Origin of the sequence: Burkholderia sp. 4NA327C6 (assembly GCF_005502655.1) — a bacterium.
Taxonomy (GTDB): domain Bacteria; phylum Pseudomonadota; class Gammaproteobacteria; order Burkholderiales; family Burkholderiaceae; genus Burkholderia; species Burkholderia contaminans.
In genome coordinates this window covers 68049-91121 of sequence record NZ_SCNZ01000005.1, presented here as the reverse complement: position 1 = coordinate 91121, position 23073 = coordinate 68049, and the positions used below count along the sequence as shown (strand labels likewise).

Sequence of the window (23073 nt, the reverse complement as noted above, 5' to 3'; positions counted from 1 at the left end):
TTTTCGAGATTAGACTCATAACTGATAAAGTTGTCAAGTATGAGTGAGTAATCTAAAATTGCGCCATGCAGAAAGTTCTATCGAATAGAGAAAGAGGAGGCGGGCTCATGGACGATCGGACAGTCGGGCCCCGTCGGCCGGCCGGCAGCGCCGGTGTAGCGGCGCCGCGCCAGCCGCGCGGCGCCCGGCGCAAGGCGGCCACGCGCATGCGGCTGCTGCACGCGGCGTTCAGGCTGATGGCGGAAAAGGGGCCGGACAACGTGGCGATCAGCGAGATCACCGAGGCGGCGGATGTGGGGTTCGGTTCGTTCTACTACCACTTCGAATCGAAGGACGGCATCTTCGCCGCGCTGACGGAGTGGGTGTTCGACGATTTTGCGGACGGACTCGAGCGTCTCGCGAACGGCTTGTCCGATCCGGCCGAGGTCGTGTCCGTCTGCGTACGCCACACGCTGATGCGTGCGCGCCGCGAGCGGCTGTGGGCCCGGTTCCTGATGCGCGAGGGCTTCTCGGTACGCGCGCTCGACCACGGGCTCGGCCGGCGGTTGCGGCGGGACAGCGAACGCGGCATCGCCGCACGCCGCTTCGTCGTCGACGATCCGCTGATGAGCGTGCTAGCGATGACCGGAACGATTCTCGCGGCGATCGCCGCGGAGTGTCACGCGACGGCTGCGTCGGCGAGCGGCATGCCGGAGCGGGTGGCGGCGCTGGTGTTGCAGACGCTCGGCCTCACGCGCGCCGAGGCGCACGATGTCGCGACCCGACCGTTGCCCCCGGGCGACTTCGCCACGGCGGATACCGCGTGACTGTTCGCGGCATGCCGTTGCCAGGGCGGCTGCGTCCCGTCAAGCGTCGCGACGGGTTCTCGCAGGTGGCGTCGGGCCGAAATCGGCGTAGCGGTCGCGGATGATCGACAGCGCACGATCGGCGGCTCCTGGGTCCAGACGACGGTTGCCGAGCTTCGATCGGTGTCCCGACACCGAACCTGCCGGACCGTGCTCACGTAGCCGGGCGGCCAGCCGGCGAACCTGCGGCGTCGTTGACGCCAGCCGTTCTGCTGCACGCCATGGCTTGAGCTTGCCGTCGGCTACGTCCTGAATGACCTTGAACCTGTTCAGTTCCCGCATCGTCATCGTGATCCGCTCCGTTGCATCGCAGCCTCCGGCGCCGGGCACCCGGCGGCCGATTAGCTTACGCGGCCCGAAAGCAATGGGATGGACCCCCAACCCGAAACGTCGCAGTCGTGCAAAAGTGGGATTGTGGGTGCACCACGTCCACGAACAGGCGCTCCCGTCATGATGGCTGCGGTTATTGGCATCGATCCGGCAAAGAATGTCTTCCAGGTGAACGGCGGCAACGAGCACGGCAGGATGGTGCTGAAAACCTAGCCGAACGTGATGAACTGCGCCGACGACCACACCTTGCTGTCGTTGCGTTGCCGCCCAAAGAAATAGACCGGGCGGTAGCCGAATTCCGCATGGCCGGGTGCCACCTCGATGCTGCCGGAGAGATCGACGGGCAGCGGCTGGTCGGTCAGCCGCTCGACCGCGACGAACAGCTCCGTTCCGCCAAGCGCATGCGTCGCCGTACCACGCGCGAGCAGTTCCGCACCGCTGATCTCGAAACGGAATTCAGGCGCATGGACGAATGGATTACGCTGCAGCGGATCGCCGACCTTCGCGAAGCTGTCGATCGTGCCTTCGACCACGATCGTCGCGGCGGCGAGATTGCCGATGTCGAGCTCGATGCTGTCGGCGTCGCCGTAGGTGTCGCTGTGGAATTCGACGTCGGTCGCGCCGGTGCGCCATGCCGATTCCTCGACATGCTCGAACCCGTTGGACCCGAAACGGTGGATCGTGCCGTTGACGATCCGGATCCGGCCGCGCCACGCAGCCCAGCGGTAGCGATCGCGAATGCGGGCGCCGCCCCAGCGCACCCGGACGAGGCGCTCCGCGTAGCCGAGTTCCGCATGCAGGTTGCGCTCCCAAAGCAGACCGTCGTGATCGTAAGCAGCCACGTATTCCCACCCTGACTGGCCGAGCAGCCGGTAGTCGAGCCGCGCCGGCCCATGGTGCGCGAATGCGTCGCCTTGCCAGTGATCGCCGCAACGCACGAGCAGCGCACTGTGCTCACCGGTGGTCGCCCACGTGCGGCGCGCACGCAGTGCTTCGCCGACGTGCTTGCGGTCGAGCGCGGGTGCGAGCACGCCCGTCAGCCCGCCATGGACGCCGAAGACCTGCACGCCGGGTGCGCCGCCGCCCGGCCGGCCGCGATGTTCGTCGCCGCTGGCCGCGACGCCGAGCCGGTAGCCGCGTTCGATCACATCCTGATACAGCCAGCCGAAGTGGCCCCACGACGATGTGATCTCGGCGAGCCGTTCAAGCTCGGGGTGGTGCCAGTCCGGAATGTAGCGGCGGCCGCCGACATGCGGCATCACGAGATGCTGCGCGGCATCGCCAGCATACGCATCCCACAGTTCCTCGACGGGCCAGCGGCCGAGCTCGACCGCCGTGCCCTTCATGTCCTCGTTCCAGACGAGCGTGCGATTGTGCTCGCCGCGCGCGTTGTACGGAAAATCCGGTCGAGCGTCGCCGAGGAACACCACGTTGTGATCGCCGCCTGCGGTCGAGCTGCCGCACCATTCCTGTACCGGATACACGACGAAGCGGCCCGGTTCGTTGAAGCGCTCGACCGCGTCGACGCCAAGCTGCCAGTTCTCGTCGGTGATCTGGAAGTCGTTCGCGGTATAGCCGAGTACGTCGATGCCGCCGATGTCGCGGGCGTAGCGCGCGTTGTACTCGGGGCTGTTGGTGCCGACCGTGTCATGTGCGTGCACATGCAGATCCGCATACAGCGCGCGCGGCGCGGGCAGCGACGCGTCGATCGTCAGCCATGCTTCGGCCGCGCGCACGTCCGGGCGTGTCGGCACGTCGGCGACGATGCGCAGCGTGCCCGAGTCGACCGGCAGGTCGTCCACCGCGCAGCTCGCAAAGTCCGTATCGGGCAGCGCGTGTTCGCGCCGGTAGACGATCTCGCCGCGGGTGTCATACGCGACGACACGTGCGTGACCGCCGACATCACGGCACGCGTTGCCCCAGCGGTCCTGCAGCGACAGCCGGAACGGTGCGCGCGTGCCGGGCTGCACGAAGCGCGGGCCGTTGAGCAGCACGTCGGAAGGCGCGCCGGCGCGGATGTCGATCGATACGTCGCCGGGCACCGCGACGAAGCGCGACGTGCCGAGCGGATCGACGTAGAGCCGGAAGCGGAAGTTGTCTTCGGCGAAGGTCTGCACGCGCGTGCCGGGGCCGCGGCGGCGGTCGCCGAGGCGAATCACGATCCGGTCGCCGGCGTTCACGTAGCCGTCGACGATGTCGACGATCACGGCCTTCTGGAACGGCCGCTCATGCCCCTTCTGGTCGAAGCGCACGTTCAGCGCCTGCACGGTGGCCGGGCTTTGGCCGGGCACGAGCGGCGCCGCCTGATACTCGGCGCTGATGTAGTTCGCGGCACTTGGGTCGCTCGTCTGGAACAGCGCCCAGTCCGAATAGAACTTGAAGGTCGCCTTCAGCCAGCCGCCGTCGGCGATGCCGGACGAGCCGACCTCGTAGTCGAGCACGATCTCGCTCCACTCGCCGGCTTCGAGACGCGTGACGTTGCATTGCACGCGTCCGGCGAACGGCAGGCGTTTGTGGCGTTCGTACAAGCCTTGGGGCGCGACGTGCGGGCCCAGGCGGTCGCGCAGCGCGGCGGCGCGCGCGTCAACGATATCGAGAGCGTCGTTGGATTCGTTCATGGTGGAATGCAAAATGATGTCGACGGAAGGCGCCGCGCGTCAATGCGCGAACGGCCAGGGCGCGCTTGCGTCCCAGACGGGAATGCCCATGTACGCGTACCACGGTGCGATCACGCAGAGGCCGTAGACGATCGCGATCAGCACCGCCACCGAGCCGACCTTTGCGTAGTCGGCCGTCGAGAACGCGCCGCTGCTGTAAGCGATGACGCCGGCGGTGATCTGCGTCGGCAGCAGATACGCGAAGCTGTCGGTATCGCTGACGAGCATCGTGAACGCGACCGGATGCAGCCCGAGGCGCGGTGCGAGCGCCAGCGCGATCGGCGCAATCATCGTGACGGCCGCGACATTGGACAGCATGCCGATGCGGATCACGTGCGTGCCGAGCATCACGATCGCGATCGCCAGCCACCAGCCGTGCCCGCGCGCGGCAACGTAAACGTGATCGGCGGCCCAGTTCGCGAGCCCCGACGCGCTGATCGCCGACGACAGCGACAACGCACCGGCGAGCAGGAACAGCGTGCCCCAGATCGTGCGCTGTTCGACTTCGGCCCAGCCGAAGCGCAACACGCCCGGAGCGAACAACAGCGCCAGCGCGATCAGCGCGACGATTTCCGACGGCAGGTGATGCAGCGGCTCGGTGGCCCACAACACGGCGACGGCCGCGAACAGTGCGAGCACGGCCCAGTCGTTGCGCGCGGCGCGCGGCTGCGCGGCGCGCATCGCCGCGATCGCGCCGGTGCCGCCGGGAATCGCGACGGCACGCGAGCGGAAATGGAACTGCACCCACGCTTGCGTGATCACGAACATCCCCAGGTACGGCCACTGGAGCTTCAGCCACGTCAGGTACGAGATCCGGATACCGAGCTGTTTCTCGAGCAAACCGGACACGACCATGTTCGGCAGATGGGCCGTCAGGATGCACATGCCGCTGATCATTGCGCCGTATACGAGCGTCTGGATCACGATCGCCTTGCGTGCGGCGCGTTCGCGCGGCGTTTCGCCGAACAGCCGGACGATGCCGTTCGTGACCGGCAGCAGCGTCGCGGCACGCGCGTTCGCGGCCGGCACGACGAGCGCCATCACGCAGTTCACCGCGAACATCGCCCAGATCACGCCGTTGGCCGTGCGCACCTTCAGCCGGTCGAGCAGGAGCAGCGCGATGCGGCGGTCGAGCCCGCTCGCCTGCATGATCGCGGAGAACAGGAAGGCGGCGAGACACAGGAACACGACCGGCGCGGCGAAGCCGCTGGCCGCCTTCGGAAACGACGGGCTCGCGTGCGACAGCACGAGCAGCATCGGCAGCAGGATGCCGCTCACGCCGACGGGAATCGCCTCGGTGATCCAGACGATCGCGACCCACGCGACCACGGCGAGCGTCGCCTTGCCTTCGGCGGACAGATGCGCGGGCGCAGGCAGCCACCACGCGATCGCGAAGAACGCGATCCATGCGGCGGCGAAGCCGATCGCGGCGCGCCACTGTGCGCTGGGCGATCGGGCTGCCGGATGCGGATCGGCGGATCGGGGTGCTGCCGTTTCAGCCCGTGGCGGGCGACTTGCCTGCGCGCCGTCGAGCGGCGGCGTGCCGATTGCGTTTTCAGTCACTGATATGCTCCCCGTGCGTCGGGCCCCCTGAAACTGAAACGGCAGCCCCGACCGTCTGTCGAGATGTCATAATACGTATTAATACAAGTTGAGCGATCCAATTGCTTTTCATATCGATATCGGGGATCGCGCATAGCGCGAGCCGAGCACGGAGAGGAACATTCGATGACGCTGGTGCGTGACGACGCGACGTCGCTTTACGAGCAGATTGCGACGACGCTGCGCGACGAGATCGAGCAGGGGGTGTACGAGCCGACCGGCAAGCTGCCGTCCGAGGCGCAACTGAGCGAGCGTTTTCAGGTGAGTCGCGTGACCGTGCGGCTCGCGCTCGATCGGCTGGCCGACGCGCGTATCGTCGAGCGCAAGCAGGGCAAGGGCACGTTCGCCGCGAAGCAGCGACTGAGGCACAGGCTCGATGTGCTGCGCGGGCTGCACGATTCGATTGCCGGGCAGGGCGCACGCGCGCGAATGGAGTTGCTGCGAATGGAAACATGTGACGTACCGCCGGGCTTGCGGCAAGTATTCGCCGCCGACGTCACGCGCTGCATTTATCTCGAACGCCTGCACTGGGTCGACGACGAGCCGATCGCGCTCGCGCAGACCTGTCTGTTGCCTGAGGCAAGTGACGTCGCTTATGCGCAGGCCGACAGCATGCCGACTTACGAACTGCTGGAGCAGTTGCTCGGCTGGCGCATTGCCGACGCCGACATGTCGGTGACGGCCGTGGCCGCGCCGGACGATATCGCCGCCCTGCTGACGACCGGCAAGCTGGCGCCGCTGCTGGTGTTGCGGCGTACGTCTCGCCTGGCCGACGGCCGCACGTGTGAATCCACGCTGTTTCATATTCGGCCGGAGCGCTTCGACCTGGTGGTGCGAAGCGGTGTCGAAGCGCGATTTGTCGCCCATGGCACGCCTTCCGTCGGGGATCGCGACGATGGCGCCGCGCGGTAAATCGATTGGACGTATCGTTCAGGCGCCTGGGAAATCCCGTCCTGATTCAGCCTCCCGATTTTTATTCTTTCCTGGAATTTCGCCGCTCCGTCATGTGGGCGGCACGGCGCCGGCCCGACGCATCGCGGCAGCAGCAAGCTTCCCGTCAGCAATGACCCGGTTCATCGACGGCGTCATGCACGGAGCGAAGTTGCCTGGCTCCCGTCAGGCAACGCTGAATACGCGATATGGAAAGCTCGAATACTTGGTTGGGCCCGCACGAAGGCTTCGCTAGTATCCGACGCTCCCATCGGAGCCGGAACCGGAAGGTTCCGGCTGCGCCGCCCGTTGCGGCGTTTCGCGACTTCCCAACTGCCGACATGTCTTCCCACTCGATTCCCGACGGCATCACGCGCCGGCTGGCCGCCGCGATTGCGTGCGCCGAGCCCTCGCGTGATCCATCCGCCATCGCTGCCGCGCGGCGCGGCCTGCTCGATTTTCTTGCCGCGGCGTTCGCCGGCGCGCGCGACAACGGTTACCGCAAGCTGCTGGCGGTGTGCAGTCGCGATTCGGCCGGGGCAGCAGCGGTCATCGGCAGTGCGACACCGGCGTCGCCGCAATACGCGGCGCTGCTCAACGGTTATGCAGGCCACGCGCTTGACTACGACGACGTGCACAGCAGCGTGCGCGGCCATCCCGGCACCGTGCTGCTGCCGGCGCTGCTCGCGCTCGCGCAGGTGCGCGCACGCAGCGCGCTCGAACTGCTCGACGCATACGTCGTCGGCGTCGAGACGATGGCGCGGATCGGTCTCGCGCTCGGCAGCCGCCACTACGAACTCGGTTTCCACAACACCGCGACGCTCGGCACGCTCGGCGCGGCCGCCGCCGCGGCACGCCTGCTCGGGCTCGATGCGGCGGCCACCGACAACGCGCTCGGCATCGCCGCGACGCAGTCGGCCGGGCTGCGGCTGCAGTTCGGCAGCGAGGTCAAGCCATTGCACGCGGGCCTGGCAGCGCGCGCGGGGCTGTTCGCCGCCGAGCTCGCCGAGGCGGGACTGGCCGGCACGCCGGGCGCACTCGACGGCCCGGAAGGATTCTTCGCCGTGTTCGGCGGCGGCGCGGCGCAGCCGGCGCGCGTGCTGGCCGACTGGGGCTCGCCGTGGCAGATCGTGTCGCCCGGCCTGTACTTCAAGCCGTGGCCATGTTGCACGGCAACCCATTACGCGGTGCAGGCCGCGCTCGATCTGCGCGCTCGCCACCGCATCGCGCCGGCGGACATCGATGGCATCGTGGTCACCGTCCCGCCAGGCGGCGACACGCCGCTGTCGAACCGGCTGCCGGTAACCGGCCTCGAAGCGCGCTTCAGCGTGGAGTACGCGGTGGCCGCCGCACTGACGGACGGGCCGCCCGGCGTCGCGACGTTCGCCGACGTGCCCGTGCGCGACGACCTGATCGCGCTTGCCGGCCGCGTCACGCGGCGTCACGACGCTGCCGCGCCGCGCGCGTCGACCGATCCAGCGACGCGCTTCTCGGTCGTCGAGATCGCGCTGCGCGACGGTGTCACGCTGCAGCAGCGCACCGAACGCCTCGTCGGCACCGACGATCTCGCCGCGAAGTTCGCGGATGCAACTGCCCACGATCCCGCGCTCGCGTTCGTCCCGGAACTGATTGACACGATGCGCAGCACGGCCGATCTCGCACGCCTTTTCCACACCTTTACGTCGCTTCAATCATGAGCACCGATCGCAGCACACCGTCCCGCCGCCAGATGCGCCTGGGGCTGTTTCTCCAGGGCGCCGGACACCACGTCGCCGGCTGGCGCCACCCCGATGCCGAATCCGGCAGCGAGAATTTCGACCTGTTGCGCCGTGTCGTGCAGACCGCCGAGCGGGCGAAGTTCGACATGGTCTTCCTCGCCGACGGCCTGACGAGCGGCCCGGACGCGCATCCGTCGATGGCGATGCGCTTCGAGCCGCTGAGCCTGCTGTCGGCGCTCGCGATGCATACGCGGCACATCGGCCTGGCGGCCACCGCGTCGACGACGTACAGCGAGCCTTACCACATCGCGCGCGTGTTCGCGTCGCTCGACCACCTGAGCGGCGGGCGCGCCGCATGGAACGTCGTGACGACCTCGTACGACCGCACCGCCGCGAACTTCACGCGCGGCAACCATCCCGATCACGCGCAGCGCTACGAGATGGCCGGCGAATTCGTCGATGTCGTGAAGGGGCTGTGGGACAGCTGGGACGACGACGCGGTCGTCAGGGACAAGGCGCGCGGCGTGTATTTCGACCCGGCTAAGGTGCACGCGCTCGATCACACAGGACGCTTCTTCAACGTGAAGGGGCCGCTGAACGCGTCGCGCCCGCCGCAAGGCCATCCTGTCGTGATTCAGGCCGGCTCGTCGGGCCCTGGCCAGGATCTTGCCGCCCGCACCGCGGAAGTGGTGTTCACCGCGCAGCAGACGCTCGAGGAAGCGCAGGTCTTCTATCGCGACCTGAAGGGGCGGCTTGCGGCATACGGCCGCGCCGAGGACGCACTGGCCGTGATGCCCGGCGTATTTCCGGTGATCGGCCGCACCGAGCAGGAGGCCAAGGACAAATATGCGCAGCTCCAGCAATGGACGGATACGTCGGGCGCGCTGACGCTGCTGTCCGACCGTCTCGGCCATGACGTGTCGAAGTATCCGCTCGACGGTCCGCTGCCCGACCTGCCCGAATCCGATCAGTTGAAGAGCCGCGCGAAGCTGCTGACCGATCTCGCACGCCGCGAGAACCTCACGCTGCGCGAGCTCTACTATCTCGTCGCCGGCGCGCGCGGGCACCGGATCGTGTGGGGCACGCCGACGCAAGTCGCGGACGCGCTGGAGGAGTGGTTCGAGGGTGGCGCCGCGGACGGCTTCAACATCATGCCGCCTTATTTCCCGGGCGGACTCGACGATTTCGTCGAGCATGTCGTGCCGGAACTGCAACGCCGCGGCCTGTTCCGCACCGAATACGCGGGCACGACGCTGCGTGACCATCTCGGGCTCGCGCGCCCGCCGAGCCGCTACGCAGCGCGTTGACTCAGACCGCGAAGCGCGTCAGGTCGAGTGCGATCGGCGCGCTGTCGCGGCTGGGGTGCGGGCTCCCGGTCGGGCCGAGCGCATGCGCGAGGAAAGCCCGCGTGCGCGCGCTTTGCGGCGCGCGGAACAGTTGCGTGGCCGGCCCGTGCTCGACGATCACGCCCGCCTCGGTGAAGTAGACGACGTCGCTGATTTCCTCGGCGAACCGCATCTCGTGCGTGACGAGCACGCAGGTCATCCCGTCGCGCACGAGATCGCGAATCACCGCCAGCACGTCGCCGACGGTTTCCGGATCGAGTGCGGACGTCACCTCGTCGAACAGGATCAGGTCGGGCTGCATCGCGAGCGCGCGGGCGATCGCGACGCGCTGCTGCTGGCCGCCCGACAGCTCGCCGGGGTACGCATGCGCCTTGTCGGCGAGGCGCACGCGTTCGAGCAGCGCGTGCGCGATGCGCACCGCTTCGGCGCGATCGCGGCCGAGAATCCTGACCGGCGCGGCGACGAGGTTGTCGAGCACGCTCAGGTGCGGAAACAGGTTGTATTGCTGGAACACGAAGCCGACGCGCTTGCGCAGCGCGATTTCGTCGCGCTCGGACGCGAGCCGGTCGACGCGCGTGCCGTCGACGTCGATCAGGCCGCGCTGCGGCCGCAACAGCCCGGTGATGCAGCGCAGGATCGTCGATTTGCCGGAGCCGGACGGCCCGATGATCGACACGGCCTGGCCGCGGTGCACGTCGAGATCGATACCGCGCAGCACGGGCGTCGTGCCGTAGGACAGATGCACGTCGCGCAGGCGGACGAGCGGCTCGTCCGCGCCGCGCGGAGTTTCAGTGGAATGCATGACGTCGTTCGAGAAAGCGGGTGAAACGGGCGATCGGATAGCAGTACGCGAAAAACAGGCCGAGTACCGTGAAATAGACGACGACGGTGAAGTCGGCGCGCGCGACGGTGTTGCTCGCGACCTGCGCGGTGTCGAGCAGGTCGTGCACGCCGACGAGCGACGCGAGCGCGGTGGCCATCGTGATGCTCGCGTACAGGTTCATCCACGGCGGCAGCATGCGGCGCACGCATTGCGGCAGGATGATCCAGCGGAACACCTGCACGCGGCTGAACGCGAGCGAACGCGCGGCGTCCCACTGCGCGTGCGGAATCGACTGGATCGCGCCGCGGAAGATTTCCGCGAAGTTCGCGCTCGCCGGCAACGCGAGGCCGAGCGTCACCTTGAACCAGTCCGGAAACGGCAGCGACGCGTGGCCGAGCCTGATTTCGAACGGGAATACGTAGGTCGAGAAATAGATCAGCACGAGCAGCGGCGCGTTGCGGAACACCTGCACGTACGCGCGCGCCGCAACGCGTGCGATGCCGAGCCGCGACAGCGTCAGCGGGCCGAGCACGAGGCCGGCGAGCGTGCCGAGCGCGATCGCCAGCGCGCTGATGCCGATGTTGACGAGCATCGCGTTGCCGAGCGCGGGCAGCCATGTGGCGAGCGCGACGAGCGTCGGATGGTGCCGGCCGGCAACAGCCAGCGCGACGACGGACAGCGCGGCCAGTATTGCCGCGGCCGCGGGCCAGCGCACGAGGCGCGCGGGCGAAGCGAGCGAGTCAATGGCCATAGCCGGGTATCCTCAAGCGGTGTTCGAGCCAGCGCCCCGCGAGGTTGACCGTGAACGTGAGCGCGCCGAAGAAGAGCAGGATCAGGATCATCAACTCGAGCACGTTGTCGCGCTGCGTCCAGATCATGATCGACGCATAGGTGACGTCGCCCACCGCGATCGCCGATGCAACGGTCGTCATCTTCACGAGGTCGACGAGGTTGTTGACGAGTGCGGGCAGCGCGAAGCGCACCGCGAGCGGCAACTGCACGTACCAGAGCCGCTGGCGGCGGCTGTAGCCGAGCGACTGCGCGGCTTCGAGCGTCGCGCGCGGCACCGCTTCGAGGCCGGCGCGCAGCGCTTCCGCATGGAACGCGCCCTTGTGCAGCGAGATCACGATCACGCTCCAGATGAACGGCGTCAGCGGATTGCCGCCCAGACCGCGCAGTGCGGCGCTGATCAGCATGTTGACGACGAGGAATGCGCAGAACAATTGCACGAGCGTCGGCGTGTTGCGGGTGAGCTCGACGAATGCGCGCGCGGGGCGCGCCAGTGCCGCGCGCGGCGACACCAGCAGCGCGGCGAGCACGACGCCGCACGCGAGGCTGCCGAGCGCGGTCGCGACCGACAGTTCGAGCGTCACGCCCATCCCGTGCACGAACGACGCGCGTTCGTCGGGGGCGAGCACGAAGCCGTAGTCGAGGCCGAGCTTGCGGAGCGCCTCGACGGCGGCGGCCGCCGTCATGTGCGTTGCGCCTTGAGCTTCGCGCGCAGGTCGAGCACGGCTTGCGATGGCGTCATGCCGTTCTTGCGCTCGACGTCGAGCAGCCAGCCGCTGCGATGCCAGTCCTGGACGATCCGGTCGAGCGCGTTCTGCGTATCGGTCTCGCCCTTGCGGACCCAGATGACCGACGGCGACGGAATCAGGTCGGTCGGCAGCGGCGTTGCATAGTCTTTCCAGTCCGGATTGTGGGTGACGAGCATGCGCAACGTCGGCGCGACGTGCACGGCGGCCACGCAATTGTTGCCGCGAAGTGCGAGCAGCGATTCGGGCTGGCCGCGGAACGCCTTCACCTGCGCACCGTATTCCGTCGCGAGCGGCTTCGTGTAGTTGCTGCCTTGCGACACGCAGACCGGCTTGCCGCGCACGTCGGCCCAGGTCTTGATGCCGCTGTCCTTGCGCGTGATCAGTGCGCCGCCGATGAATTCGAACGGCGTCGGCGCATACGACAGGATTTCCGCGCGCTCCGTCGTCAGCTCCATGTTGGCGATCAGCGCGTCGACCTTGCCCTGCTGCAGGAACTGCACGCGGTTCGACGGCTGCACGGGCGTCAGTTCCACGTCGACGCCGAGCCGTTTCGCCACGTCGTTCGCCAGATCGACGTTGAAGCCGACCGGTTTTTGCGTCGCGGGATCGAGCGAGCCGAACGGCGGGCCAGACAGGATCACGCCGATGGTGATCTTGTGACGTTGATGGATGCGATCGAGTGTGCTGTCCGCGCGAGCCACACCGGAAAAAGCCGAAAGAAGGGCGGCGACGAGCAACGCGTGGCCCGACGTAATACGAAACGATCTGCTGAACATGGGAAAGAGAGACGTTGTTTGGGTGAAGCGGGGCGGCGCGTCGCGCGCCCGGTTGTCGGGAGCGTGTATTTTCGGGATGCGGAACGCATCCAAGAACCAAGAAATTCTCATACCGTTATCTGGTCCTCCGATTTACGCAGACGAACACGACGCTCGCACGACCGGAATGGCGATGTGGCGGAGGGCTTGCGGCCGCATCGGCGACGACGTCTTCTAAATTACCTTTGGATCTGGATTTCATATTTTTTATTCTTTTTAGGAATTTAATGGATCTGTCATATTCCTGTCCGACGAATTCATCGGACGAGAAAAATGTCAAAGACCACCCTCATCGCGACGTTCGCGTGGGCCGGTGCGCCGTTGTACGAGCGCGCAACGACCGCGTTCATCGGCGTCCATGGCGCGGTCGTGCCGGCGAAGACGCGAGTCTTCGTGTGACGGGAGCCCGATCGATGCAGAACGTCCTGACCGCGCTGGTTCCGATTTTCGTGCTGATCCTGACGGGATTCCTGCTGCGGCAGCGCCGCCTGCTGCCGGACGAATTCTGGCTGCCATGTGAAACGCTGAACTACTACTACATGTTTCCCGCGCTGATGTTCGGCCAGGTCGCGAAAGCGAATCTGACGCAGTTTCCGGTCCGGCCGATCGCGGTCGCGCTCCTCGGCGCGGTGGCGGCAAGCGCGGCGCTGCTGTACGCGTGGCGCGCGTGGAGCCGGCAGCCCGGGACGGTGTTCTCGTCGGTGATCCAGGGCGCGCTGCGGCCCAATACGTATGTGGGCGTTGCCGCCGCGGCAGCGTTGTACGGCAGCGTCGGACTCACGCTCACGTCGATCAGCATAGCGGTCGCGATTCCGCTGCTGAACGTTGCGTCGATCGTCGTCCTGATGCAGCACGGCCGTGGTGGCGCGCCGTCGGCGCGGCAGATCGGCTGCGCGCTGCTGAGGAACCCGGTCATCATGTCGGTCGTGCTTGGCGCCGCGTTCAATCTCGGCGGGCTGCGTTTGCCGGGCGTGATGGCGAGCGTGCTGTCGATTCTCGGCGCGGCATCGCTGCCGCTCGGCCTGCTCGCGGTGGGCGCGGGCCTCGACGTGAAGGCTGCGAAGGCGGCGCGCGGGCCGGTGTTCCAGTCGTCGGTCGTCAAGTTGCTGCTCGTGCCGCTGCTGACCTTCTGGATCGGTTTCAGCCTCGGTATCCGCGGCCCGGCGTTGACGACGATCGTCCTGTTCAATGCGTTGCCGTGCACGCCGTCCGCCTACATCATGGCGAAGCTGCTCGGCGGCGATCATCGTTTGTCTGCCGGCATCATTACCGTTCAGACGGCGTTCGCGGCCGTCACGATGCCGCTGGTGCTGCTCGTGTTGCACGGTTGAACCGGTTCGCGCCCGCGGCCGCGCCGGCGCGGCGCAATGAAAAAGGCAAAGGCCGGTCGGGTCGCCCTGGCTGGCCTTTCTCGTCTGCGGCGCGCATTTCGCATCGGATGCCGCGCGCGGTGCGCGACGCATACGGGATTCGATATCTGCGCGCGGCAGCGAAGCATCATACCAATCGGTATTTTGCGCGCGCCCGAGGTTGACTAAGATCAAGCCCTCGGGCGGACGCCCGTATCGCCAACCGGTCCGCCCACGCCTGAATCATGGACAACCGCACAGATTCCCCACCGCTCATTTCCCTGCCTGAGAGCGAGCACCGCCCACTCTCGGTGCGCGCGAAGGCGCTCGTGTTTGCCGATCCCGCGTCACGCGCCGTGCTGCGTTTCGTCGAGCAGATCGGGCCCAGCGCGGCGCCCGCGCTGATCCTCGGCGAGACGGGCACCGGCAAGGAGCTGGTCGCGCGCCATATCCACCACGTCAGCGGCCGCTCCGGCGCGTTCATCGCGGTCAACTGCGGTGCGATCAGCCAGCAGCTTGCGGAGAGCGAACTGTTCGGCCACGAGGCCGGCGCGTTCACGGGCGCGCACGGGCGCCGCGCAGGCTATTTCGAGGAAGCGCACGGCGGCACGATCTTTCTCGACGAGATCGGCGATCTCGCACTCCCGCTGCAGGCGAAGCTGCTGCGCGTGCTGCAGGAGGGCGAGGTAACCCGCGTCGGCGCGACGCGTGGGCGGCCGGTCGACGTGCGCGTCGTCGCGGCAACCAACGTCGATCTCGAGCAGGCCGTGCTGGCCGGCAATTTCCGGATGGACCTGTTCTACCGGATCAATCTCGCGCGCGTGCGCCTGCCGCCGCTGCGCGAGCGGCCGCAGGACATCCTGCCGCTCGCCGAGCATTTCCGCGGGCGCTATTGCGCGCAGCTGAGGCGGCCGCAGCCGATGCTGTCCGAGGGCACCGTCCAGGCGCTGCACGCGTATCCGTGGCCCGGCAATATCCGCGAGCTGGAAAACGTCATGCATCTGGCGCTGCTCGTGTCGAACGGCAACCTGATCCGGCCGGAGCACCTGAAGTTCTCGGAGGCACTCGCCGGCTATGCGCAAGCCGACGCCGCCGCGGCGACTCTGCCGCAGGACGACATCCGCGCGGGCGTGCGCCGCCTGTTTCGCGCGCCCGGCGAAAGCCTGTTGCGCGACATCGAGGAACTGGTCGTGTGCGAGGCGTTCGAGCACTGCCGGTTCAGCCAGGTGCGCACCGCGGCGCTGCTCGGCGTCACGCGCAATACGATGCGCACGTTGCTCGCGCGCTACGGGCTGCTGAACGAGCAGCGCCCGGAATCGGCGTTCGACAACTGACTGGCCGGCATCCCGGTGGCCGGCATCCCGGTGGCCGGCGGTCCGGCGTCCCGGTGGCCCGCGTCGCGGCCGGCGGGGTTTCGGTCGGTTACGGCAGACTCGTGCGTGCCAGGCGCGTGCGGACGCGCGGCAATACATCCTCGCCCACGCGTGCCGCCTCCTCGAGGTTCGGATAGGACGACAGCAGGAACGTCTCGATGCCGAGCGCGCGGTATTCGTGGATACGCGCGGCGACCTGGTCGTAGCTGCCGACGATCGCAGTGCCCGCGCCGCCGCGAATCAGGCCGACGCCCGCCCACAGATTCGGATACACCTCCAGCTCGCGCAACGAGCGCAGCGCGCCGCGGCTCAACGCGGTCTGCCGTTGCTGGCCGACCGATTCGTAGGCGGCGAGCTTGCGCTGCGCGTCGACATAGGTCTGGTCGGAGATCTCGCTCAGCAATTCGTCTGCGCGCGCCCACGCGGCGCGTTCGGTCGCGCGGGCGATCACGTGCACGCGCAGCCCGAAGCGCAGCCGGCGGCCGTGCATCGCGGCCAGCGCGCGCAGCCGCGCGAGCCGCTCGCGCACGGCGTCGGGCGGCTCGCCCCACAGCAGGTAGGTATCGGCCTGGCTTGCGGCCACCTGCTCGGCGAGCGTCGACGCGCCGCCGAGATAGAGCGCGGGCGGGGTCGCGAGCGGCACGCCGGCGTGCGCGGGGCTCAGCATGTAGTAGCGGCCGGCGACGGAATGGCCGCCGCCTTGCCACAGACGCCGCAGTACCCGCAGGTATTCGGACGTGCGCTGGTAGCGCGCGTCGTGATCGAGAAAATCGCCGAGCGCGCGCTGCTCGTAAGCGCTCGAGCCGTTCACCGCGAACAGGCGCAGGCGCGCGCCGCTCATGTGCTGCAGCGTCGCGGCCCTGCGTGCGATCTGCTCGGGCTGCTCGAGTCCGGGCCGGAACGTGACGATCAACGCGATGCGCCGGGTCGCGCGCACGAGCTGCGCGCTGACGAGCCACGGATCCTCGAAGCCCGCGGCCATCGGCAGCAGCAGGCTGTCGAAGCCGGCGGCCTCGGCCGCGCGGGCGACGCCGCGCAGGTATTCGGGCGTCGCCGGCCGATAGTCCTGCATGAAGGTCGGCGGGCGCGGCAGGCCGCTGTTGGCCAGATGCGGCCCGTCGCCGTTGGTCGGCAGGAACCACGCGAAATCCACGCTCATGCATCCCCTCGCCGCCGGCTTGCGCGCTGCGCGACGCGCGCGCGGCGCGCAGCGTCGAACCGGATCGTGCGCCGAAGCGCGATGCCGGCCGGCGGCGGCGCGAGGCCGCGTGCGCGATAGGCATGTTCGACGGCCGCCGCGAGCGGCGGCGCACTGGCGGGCACCAGCAGCCCGTCGCACCACGACGCGGCGAACGCGATCTCGTGCCGCTGCGCCACCGACCAGTAGACGGGCGGCCGCCGAGCGGCGAGATCCGGCAGGCGCGCGTGCTCGGCGCGGTAGTAGGTGCCGCGATACTGCAGCGGCGACTCGGTCGCCCACAGCGCGCGCAGGATCGACAGAAACTCGGCACTGCGCGCCAGCCGCTGGTCGCGGTTCAGGTGCATCGCGCGGTCGGTCGAGTCGACGTCCGGCGCATCGGCTTCGAGTGCGAGCCAGGCGCGGCCGCGGCTCAGCGACTGCAGGCTCTGCGCGAGATGCGCGGCGGCGACGGGCAGCATCGCGCCGGCCTGCAGCGTCACCATCACGCGCAGCGACGGCAGCGCGTCGACGAGCGCCGAGGCCGCCATCCACGGATCGGGGCCGGTGCGCTGCACGGGCAGCAGGATCGCATCGCAGCCGGCCGACACGCCGGCCTCGGCGATCGCGATCCAGTCGGCGACCAGGTCGCGCCGCGTGGCGTGGCAGCCGGCGTCGCTACCGATGTCGTAGCCGGTATCGAGCCGCAGCAGCAGACGCGGCGCGCTCATGCAACGGGCTGCGCCGGCTGCCAGCCGAGCGCCGGCGCAATCGTTTCCGCGAGCGTGCGCAGCCGGGCCAGCGCGTCGTCGAGCGACGAGCTTTCCGATTGCACGACCGGCAGGAAATAGTCGGCGAACGGGAACAGCGCCGGGTCGCCGCGCAGGCTTTCGATCACGTCGTCCGGATGCCCGTAATGGACGTTCAGCAGCCGCACGATCTGCTCGGGCTCGGTCACGTCGGGATGGCCGCTCGCCGCGAGCCACGGAATGTGCCGCACGACATCGGGCGCCAGCGCGGCGAGTGCAGTGCGCCGGTCCCGCGCGGGAAACACCGCGCGCACCACGCCGATGCGGGGCCGCGCCGCGTCGGTGTGCGCACGGTCGCGCCATGCGTCGAGATACGCGTGCGCGAGCGGCAGCTGCACGGTGCGGGGATCGTGCACGGCGGTGCCGAGCAGCAGGCCGTTGCCGTGCCGCGCGGCGAACCGCGCGCCGTCGGGCGACGCGTGCGAATGCCACAGGCGCGCGCGCACGCCCGGCGCCGCGGGCTGCAGCACGAGCGGCGGCGTATCGGCGGGGCCGTGCGCGACCGGCTGGCCGGCGAGTGCGTCCTGCAGGCGTTCGAGCGCGGACGCAAAGCGCGCCTGGCGCGTATCGACGTCGAAGCCGAACGCGGCGAACGCGTCGAGGTTCGCGCCGCCGCTGCCGAGCCCGAGTTGCAGCCGGCCGCCGGCCAGCGTATCGAGTACCGCCGCATCCTCGGCGAGCCGCAGCGGATCCTCGAGCGACAGCGTGACGATGCCGGTACCGAGCTCGATACGACGGGTGCGTTGCGCGACCGCGGCCAGCAGCACAAGCGGCGACGGCAGCCGGCCGTACTCCGCGCGGAAATGATGCTGCGCGACGAAGCCGCCGTCGAAGCCGAGCTGTTCCGCGGCGACGAACAGCGTCTCGAGATCCGCGTAGACGCGGCGCGCGTCGCCGGTACCGTGCACGTGCGTGAGAAAGCCGAGCTTGAACGGCCGTCGGGCGGCCGGTGCGGGAGAGAGCGAATGGGTCATGTCGGGATCGGATCGGAGGTGAGCGACGCAGCTTCGGGCCCGGCGACGGCAGGCGTCCAGCCGAGCGCCGGTGCGATCGCTGCCGCGACGGTTTCGAGTCGCCGTAGCGCGTCGCGGTGCGAGGTGCTGGCGGTCTGCACCTGCACGACGAGTTCGGTCGTGCCGGGCAGCGCGGGATCGGCTTGCAAGGCCGACACGATGTCGGCGGTCGTGCCGCGCAGCACGCCGAAGCGGTCCAGCAGCACGGGGACGTCGGCCGCCGCAGGCGCCGGTACGTTGGCGGCCCGCGCGAGCCGCTCGGCGTAACGCAGGATGTCGGGGCCGAGTGCGGTTTCGACGCTCGCCGCATCGTCGCCGGGCACGACCGCCCGAACGAGCGCGACGCGCGGGGCGCCGGGATGCGTCCACGCGCCGCGATAGCGCGCGACGAGCGCCGCTTCGCCGTCCTGATCCGGGCGCGTGCGCGCGACGATCAGCCCGTGGCCGTTGCGTGCGACCGCCTCGGCATCGCCGGTCGCTTGCCACAAACGCGCGGCCAGCGTGCGCGCATCCGGCTGCAGCGTCACGCCGGCCGGGCCGAGCGGCGCGCCGTCAAGCGCGCGCCGCAACGACGCGAGCGCGTCGGCCTGCAGCGCCGCGCGCGCAGCGAAATCGCGACCGAACGCGGCGAACACGTCCGGCTCGAAGCCGGCGCCGACGCCGAGCTGCAGGCGGCCGTCGGCCAACGCGTCGAGCACGGCCGCATCCTCGGCGACGCGCAGCACCGATTCGAGCGGCAGCACGATCACGCCGGTGCCGAGCGCGATGCGCCGCGTACGGCGCGCGGCGGCGGCGAGCAGCACGAGCGGCGACGGCAGGCGGCCCGTTTCGCTGCCGAAATGGTGCTGGGCGACCCACGCGCTATCGAAGCCGAGCGCTTCCGCCGTGTCGATCAGCGCGAGCGTGTCGTGCAGCACGCGCGGTGACGCGTCGGGCGCGTATACGCGCGTGAGCACGCCGAGGCGAAACGGGCGTGTCATGCGGCGCCTCCGCCGACGGGCGCGACCGTATCGCCGCGTAGCGACGACGGGCGACGGAAGAAGGGCGGCCGCGGCAGCCCGAGCTGATCGCGCAGCGTCGGGCCTTCGTACTCGGTGCGGAACAGCCCGCGGCGCTGCAGTTCGGGCACGACGAGATCGACGAAATCGTCGAGGCCGCCGGGTACCCATGCGAATGCGACGTTGAACCCGTCGGCGCCGTACGAGTGGAACCATTCCTCGAAGCGATCGGCGATGGTCTTCGGCGTGCCGGTCACGACACCCGCGCTGGCAAAGCGCTCGTAAAGCTGGCGGATCGTCAGGTTCTCGCGGCGCGCGAGATCGACGATCAGTTGCTGGCGGCTCTTGCTGCGATTGCTCGGCGGCAGCTCGGGCAGCGGGCCGTCGAGCGGATAGCCGGACAGGTCGAAATCGCCCGCGTTGTCGGCGAGCAGCCGCAGCCCGAGCACCGGGTCGATCAGGTCCTGCAGCGCGCGCAGCTTGTCGCGCGCGTCGGCCTCGGTCGCGCCAACGATCGGCATCACGCCGGGCAGGATCTTCAGGTGCTCCGGGCGGCGACCGTATTGCGCGAGGCGGCCCTTGACGTCCGCATAGAACGCCTGCGCGTCGTCGAGCCGGTGCTGCGCGGTGAAGATCACTTCCGCGCAGCGCGCCGCGAGTTCGCGGCCCGCTTCCGACGAGCCGGCCTGTACGAGCACCGGGTGCCCTTGCGGCGCGCGCGCGACGTTCAGCGGGCCGCGCACGCTGAAGTGCGGCCCGTGATGATCGAGCACGTGCAGCTTGCGATGATCGAAATGCAGGCCGGCCGCCTTGTCCTCGATGAATGCGTCGTCTTCCCAGCTGTCCCAGAGCCCGGCCACGACGCGCTGGAACTCGTCGGCGCGCGCGTAGCGATCGGCGTGCGCGAGGTGCGGCGCCGCGCCGAAGTTCGCCGCTTCGTCGGGCACTACCGACGTGACGAGATTCCACCCGGCGCGCCCGCCGCTCAGATGATCGAGCGACGCGAACTTGCGGGCGATGTGGTACGGCGCGTTGTAGGTCGTCGTCGCGGTCGCGATCAGCCCGATGCGATGCGTGACGGCTGCGAGCGCGGCGAGCAGCGTGAGCGGCTCGAAGGTGTCGGCGCGCGCACTGCGGCGCAGCGAATCGATGTGGCTGCCCTGTGTGGCGACCACGTCCGCGACGAACAGCGCATCGAGCTTGCCGCGTTCGGCCGTCTGCGCCATCCGGCGGAAATGCGCGAAGTCGCGGTTGCCGTTCGGCCGCGCGAGCGGATGGCGCCAGCCGACCACGTGGCTGCCGCCGCCGTTCAGCATCGCGTTGAGTTTCAAGGTGTCGGTGCGGCGCGTCATTAGGATGGAGCCCTCAATACGTGTAGGTCACGCGCACGCCGACGGTGCGCGGCTCGCCGGCCGCGGCGACGTTGGTGCCGGGCAGGAAGAAGTTCTTCGTCAGGTCGTACAGGCGGTTGAACAGGTTGCGCGCCCACAGCGCGACGTCCCAGTGCCGGTCGGGCGACGTGACGGTCAGGCTCGCGTTGACGAGCCAGTAGCTGTCGACCGTGTAGTTCGGGCCGAGCAGCAGCAATTGCGAATACGCGTCGCGGTAGCTGTAGTTGGTCTCCGCGCGCAGCCGGTAGCCGCCGGCGAGCCAGCTGTACGCGACTTGTCCGCCGTAGCTCAGGCGCGGGAAGCTGAGCGCGCTGCCGTTGTAGTCGGTGAACACGTTGTGGCCGCTGGCCGCCGACGCCTGCGTGTTGTACGTGACGAACGGCGACGTGTACTTGCCGCTCTTGTAGCCGACGTACTGCGAGATCTCCAGCCCGCGCACCGGCTGCCATTTCAGGTCGGTCTCGAAGCCGTCGATGCGCGATTTCGGCGCGTTGACGAACGTACCGATCAGCGATTGCGAGTTCGGGTCGAAGGTGGCCGACAGCACCTGCTGGTCGCGATAGTCGTAATGGAACGCCGACGCGTTCCAGCGCAGGGTACGCGTGAGGTCGGCCTTGAAGCCCACTTCGTATGCGGTCAGCGATTCCGGCTTGAACGGCGCGAGCGCATTCGAATTGCCGGTGTTGTGCGCGGTGAAGCCGCCCGACTTGTAGCCGCGGCTGACGGTCGCGTAAAGCATGGTCGCCGGTGCGAGATCGAATTCGAGGCCGACCTTGCCCGACGTGCCGTTCGACGTCAGCGACTGGTTCGCGTCGCCGCCCTGGAAGCCCGCGAACGGCACGAACGACGGCGTCAGCATGCCCGACGCGAAGCCGCGCAGTTCACGCTTCTCGTGTTCCTGGCGCACGCCGACGATGCCGCGCAGGCGTTTCGTGATGTCGTAGGTCGCCTGGCCGTAGACGCCGAGCGTATCGACCGACTGCCGGTAGCGCGTGAGCGCGATGAAGCCGAGCCGGTCGCTGAAGTCGGAATAGAACTTCTCGTCGAGGTCGTCGTGCGAGTAGAACAGGCCGGTGACCCAGCGCAATCGCGTATCGCCGCGTGACGACGCGCGCAGCTCCTGCGTGACTTCGTTGACGGTGTCGTCGAAGTATTCGTCGGAGTCGTGGTATCGCGTCGCGTCCCAGTCCGAATATTCGCGGCGGTGCAGGTAGTTGTACGCGGTGATGCTCTTCAGTTCGACCGGGCCGAGGTTCCACGTCGCGGTCAGGTCGACGCCGCCGTTCACGTTGTTGCGCCCCGGCTTCGCGTCGGTCGACAGGCCCGTCACGCGCGAAAACGCGGGGCTTACGCCCCAGCCCGTCTTCGTGTGGTCGGCGTCGGCCGGGATCACCTCGCCGGTCTTGGCCGACGTGTAAGGCGTAAACAGGTAGAGCCCCGTGTTGTCGGACTTGTCGAAGCCGCCATGCGCGCCGAAGTGCAGCTTGAAATCGCGGGCGACGTCCCAGTCGAGCTGCGCGCGCGCGGCGGCGCTGTCGTGGTTGCCGAGCGTCTGGTTGGTCGCGCGGTTGTTCTGCCATGCGCCGAAGTCCTGCGTCGTGAACGCGAAGCGGCCGCGCACGCGGTCGCTCAGCGGCCCGGACACGTAGCCTTCGGTCGTCAGCAGGTTGTGCGTGCCGTATTCGACGCTCGCGCCGGCTTCGAAATCGCGGGTCGGCTGGTTCGTGATGAAGTTCACCGTGCCGCCCGTCGTGTTGCGGCCGTACAGCGTGCCCTGCGGGCCGCGCAACACTTCGACGCGCGCGATGTCGAACAGTTGCCCCTGGGTCTGGATCGGCAGCGCGTACGCGACGTCGTCGACGTTGATGCCGACCGTCGATGCGTTGTTCGACGTGTAGTCGGTGAAGCCGACGCCGCGAATCCGGAACTGCGGCTGGCCGCCGCCGAACGCGGGCTCGACTTCGACGCTCGCGGTCGCGTGCTGCAGGTCGTTGACGGTCTCGACGTTCAGCGTCTTCAGGTCGCTGCCCGATAGCACCGACATCGACGTGCCGACGCGCTGCGCGGATTGCTGCCGCCGCTGCGCGGTGACGATCACGTCCTTGAGCTGGGCCTCGGCGACCGGCGCGCTGCCGGTCGCAGGGGTCGTGCCGGAGGCCGCCGCCGCCGGGCTGGTCGATGCAGCCGATGCAGCGGGTGCCGCCGGTGTGATCGGTGCGGCCGCCGCCGACGACGCGGCGATCGGCGCCGCGGTCACGGCCGGCTGCTGCTGCGCATGCAGCGCCGGCGCGGCGGCCAGCAGTGCCGATGCGCCGAGGGAGGCGCTCAACATCGTGTATTTCATCCGTATATCCCCAAA

Annotated in this window: 19 protein-coding genes and 1 pseudogene; 7 read left to right on the top strand and 13 right to left on the bottom strand. The window is 68.8% G+C overall.

Going from position 1 to position 23073, the window contains the following annotated elements:
* Positions 1–107 precede the first annotated feature (107 nt).
* On the top strand, positions 108–806 hold the full coding sequence (locus FFS49_RS06995) for a TetR/AcrR family transcriptional regulator (protein ID WP_105817037.1): 699 nt from the start codon (positions 108–110) through the stop codon (positions 804–806).
* Positions 807–875: 69 nt separating this feature from the next.
* Here FFS49_RS06995 and FFS49_RS06990 read toward each other — a convergent pair.
* The 3 genes and pseudogenes from FFS49_RS06990 to FFS49_RS06980 all read right to left on the bottom strand — a co-directional run.
* Positions 876–1133 (bottom strand): annotated as a pseudogene (locus FFS49_RS06990) (ISNCY family transposase); the annotation flags it as partial.
* Between the two features lie 251 nt (positions 1134–1384).
* Complete coding sequence (locus FFS49_RS06985) at positions 1385–3793, bottom strand: hypothetical protein (protein WP_105817036.1); 2409 nt, start codon at positions 3791–3793, stop codon at positions 1385–1387.
* Positions 3794–3832: 39 nt separating this feature from the next.
* Positions 3833–5395: a DASS family sodium-coupled anion symporter gene (locus FFS49_RS06980; protein WP_226285421.1), complete on the bottom strand. Its 1563-nt coding sequence runs from the start codon at positions 5393–5395 to the stop codon at positions 3833–3835.
* A gap of 165 nt (positions 5396–5560) precedes the next feature.
* Here FFS49_RS06980 and FFS49_RS06975 point away from each other — a divergent pair, with 165 nt between their 5' ends.
* The 3 genes from FFS49_RS06975 to FFS49_RS06965 all read left to right on the top strand — a co-directional run bounded on the left by FFS49_RS06975 (position 5561) and on the right by FFS49_RS06965 (position 9389).
* A complete protein-coding gene (locus FFS49_RS06975; RefSeq protein ID WP_105817034.1) occupies positions 5561–6346 on the top strand; it encodes a GntR family transcriptional regulator in 786 nt (261 codons plus the stop codon).
* 359 nt (positions 6347–6705) lie between these two features.
* Positions 6706–8061 carry an MmgE/PrpD family protein gene (locus FFS49_RS06970; protein WP_105817033.1) on the top strand — a complete coding sequence of 452 codons (1356 nt, stop codon included), beginning with the start codon at positions 6706–6708 and terminating at the stop codon, positions 8059–8061.
* On the top strand, positions 8058–9389 hold the full coding sequence (locus tag FFS49_RS06965; RefSeq protein ID WP_071336325.1) for an LLM class flavin-dependent oxidoreductase: 1332 nt from the start codon (positions 8058–8060) through the stop codon (positions 9387–9389). Before FFS49_RS06970 ends, FFS49_RS06965 begins: the two co-directional genes overlap by 4 nt.
* 1 nt (position 9390) lies before the next feature.
* Here FFS49_RS06965 and FFS49_RS06960 read toward each other — a convergent pair whose 3' ends face one another.
* From FFS49_RS06960 to FFS49_RS06945, 4 genes are read right to left on the bottom strand one after another with little or no spacing between them, the layout of a single operon-like run.
* Positions 9391–10230, bottom strand: a complete 840-nt coding sequence (locus tag FFS49_RS06960; protein WP_105817032.1) for an amino acid ABC transporter ATP-binding protein — start codon at positions 10228–10230, stop codon at positions 9391–9393.
* Positions 10217–11002 (bottom strand): amino acid ABC transporter permease, encoded by a 786-nt coding sequence (locus tag FFS49_RS06955; RefSeq protein ID WP_105817031.1) that lies wholly within the window; start codon positions 11000–11002, stop codon positions 10217–10219. Before FFS49_RS06955 ends, FFS49_RS06960 begins: the two co-directional genes overlap by 14 nt.
* Complete coding sequence (locus FFS49_RS06950) at positions 10992–11726, bottom strand: amino acid ABC transporter permease (RefSeq protein ID WP_071336033.1); 735 nt, start codon at positions 11724–11726, stop codon at positions 10992–10994. Before FFS49_RS06950 ends, FFS49_RS06955 begins: the two co-directional genes overlap by 11 nt.
* Complete coding sequence (locus FFS49_RS06945) at positions 11723–12676, bottom strand: transporter substrate-binding domain-containing protein (RefSeq protein WP_171026731.1); 954 nt, start codon at positions 12674–12676, stop codon at positions 11723–11725. Before FFS49_RS06945 ends, FFS49_RS06950 begins: the two co-directional genes overlap by 4 nt.
* Positions 12677–12877: 201 nt before the next feature.
* On the opposite strand from FFS49_RS06945, the gene FFS49_RS42905 reads away from it, so the two are divergent.
* From FFS49_RS42905 to FFS49_RS06935, 3 genes are all read left to right on the top strand, one after another.
* Positions 12878–13003: a hypothetical protein gene (locus FFS49_RS42905; protein ID WP_258181723.1), complete on the top strand. Its 126-nt coding sequence runs from the start codon at positions 12878–12880 to the stop codon at positions 13001–13003.
* 14 nt (positions 13004–13017) lie between these two features.
* Positions 13018–13935: an AEC family transporter gene (locus FFS49_RS06940; RefSeq protein ID WP_105817029.1), complete on the top strand. Its 918-nt coding sequence runs from the start codon at positions 13018–13020 to the stop codon at positions 13933–13935.
* A gap of 263 nt (positions 13936–14198) precedes the next feature.
* The gene (locus tag FFS49_RS06935; RefSeq protein WP_039371841.1) at positions 14199–15287 is read left to right on the top strand and encodes a sigma-54 dependent transcriptional regulator; all 1089 of its coding nucleotides are present in this window, start codon (positions 14199–14201) and stop codon (positions 15285–15287) included.
* Positions 15288–15375: 88 nt separating this feature from the next.
* Here FFS49_RS06935 and FFS49_RS06930 read toward each other — a convergent pair whose 3' ends face one another.
* From FFS49_RS06930 to FFS49_RS06905, 6 genes are read right to left on the bottom strand one after another with little or no spacing between them, the layout of a single operon-like run.
* Complete coding sequence (locus FFS49_RS06930; RefSeq protein WP_137909724.1) at positions 15376–16485, bottom strand: LLM class flavin-dependent oxidoreductase; 1110 nt, start codon at positions 16483–16485, stop codon at positions 15376–15378.
* Positions 16482–17234, bottom strand: a complete 753-nt coding sequence (locus FFS49_RS06925) for an LLM class flavin-dependent oxidoreductase (RefSeq protein WP_105817027.1) — start codon at positions 17232–17234, stop codon at positions 16482–16484. Before FFS49_RS06925 ends, FFS49_RS06930 begins: the two co-directional genes overlap by 4 nt.
* Positions 17231–18286: an LLM class flavin-dependent oxidoreductase gene (locus FFS49_RS06920; protein WP_046197104.1), complete on the bottom strand. Its 1056-nt coding sequence runs from the start codon at positions 18284–18286 to the stop codon at positions 17231–17233. The genes FFS49_RS06925 and FFS49_RS06920 overlap by 4 nt, the downstream gene beginning before the upstream one ends.
* Positions 18283–19305 (bottom strand): LLM class flavin-dependent oxidoreductase, encoded by a 1023-nt coding sequence (locus FFS49_RS06915; protein ID WP_039371834.1) that lies wholly within the window; start codon positions 19303–19305, stop codon positions 18283–18285. The genes FFS49_RS06920 and FFS49_RS06915 overlap by 4 nt, the downstream gene beginning before the upstream one ends.
* Entirely contained in the window at positions 19302–20675 is a 1374-nt protein-coding gene (locus FFS49_RS06910; protein ID WP_105817026.1) for an LLM class flavin-dependent oxidoreductase, read from the bottom strand. The genes FFS49_RS06915 and FFS49_RS06910 overlap by 4 nt, the downstream gene beginning before the upstream one ends.
* Positions 20676–20688: 13 nt before the next feature.
* Positions 20689–23046 (bottom strand): TonB-dependent receptor, encoded by a 2358-nt coding sequence (locus FFS49_RS06905; RefSeq protein WP_137909723.1) that lies wholly within the window; start codon positions 23044–23046, stop codon positions 20689–20691.
* Between the last annotated feature and the right edge of the window lie 27 nt (positions 23047–23073).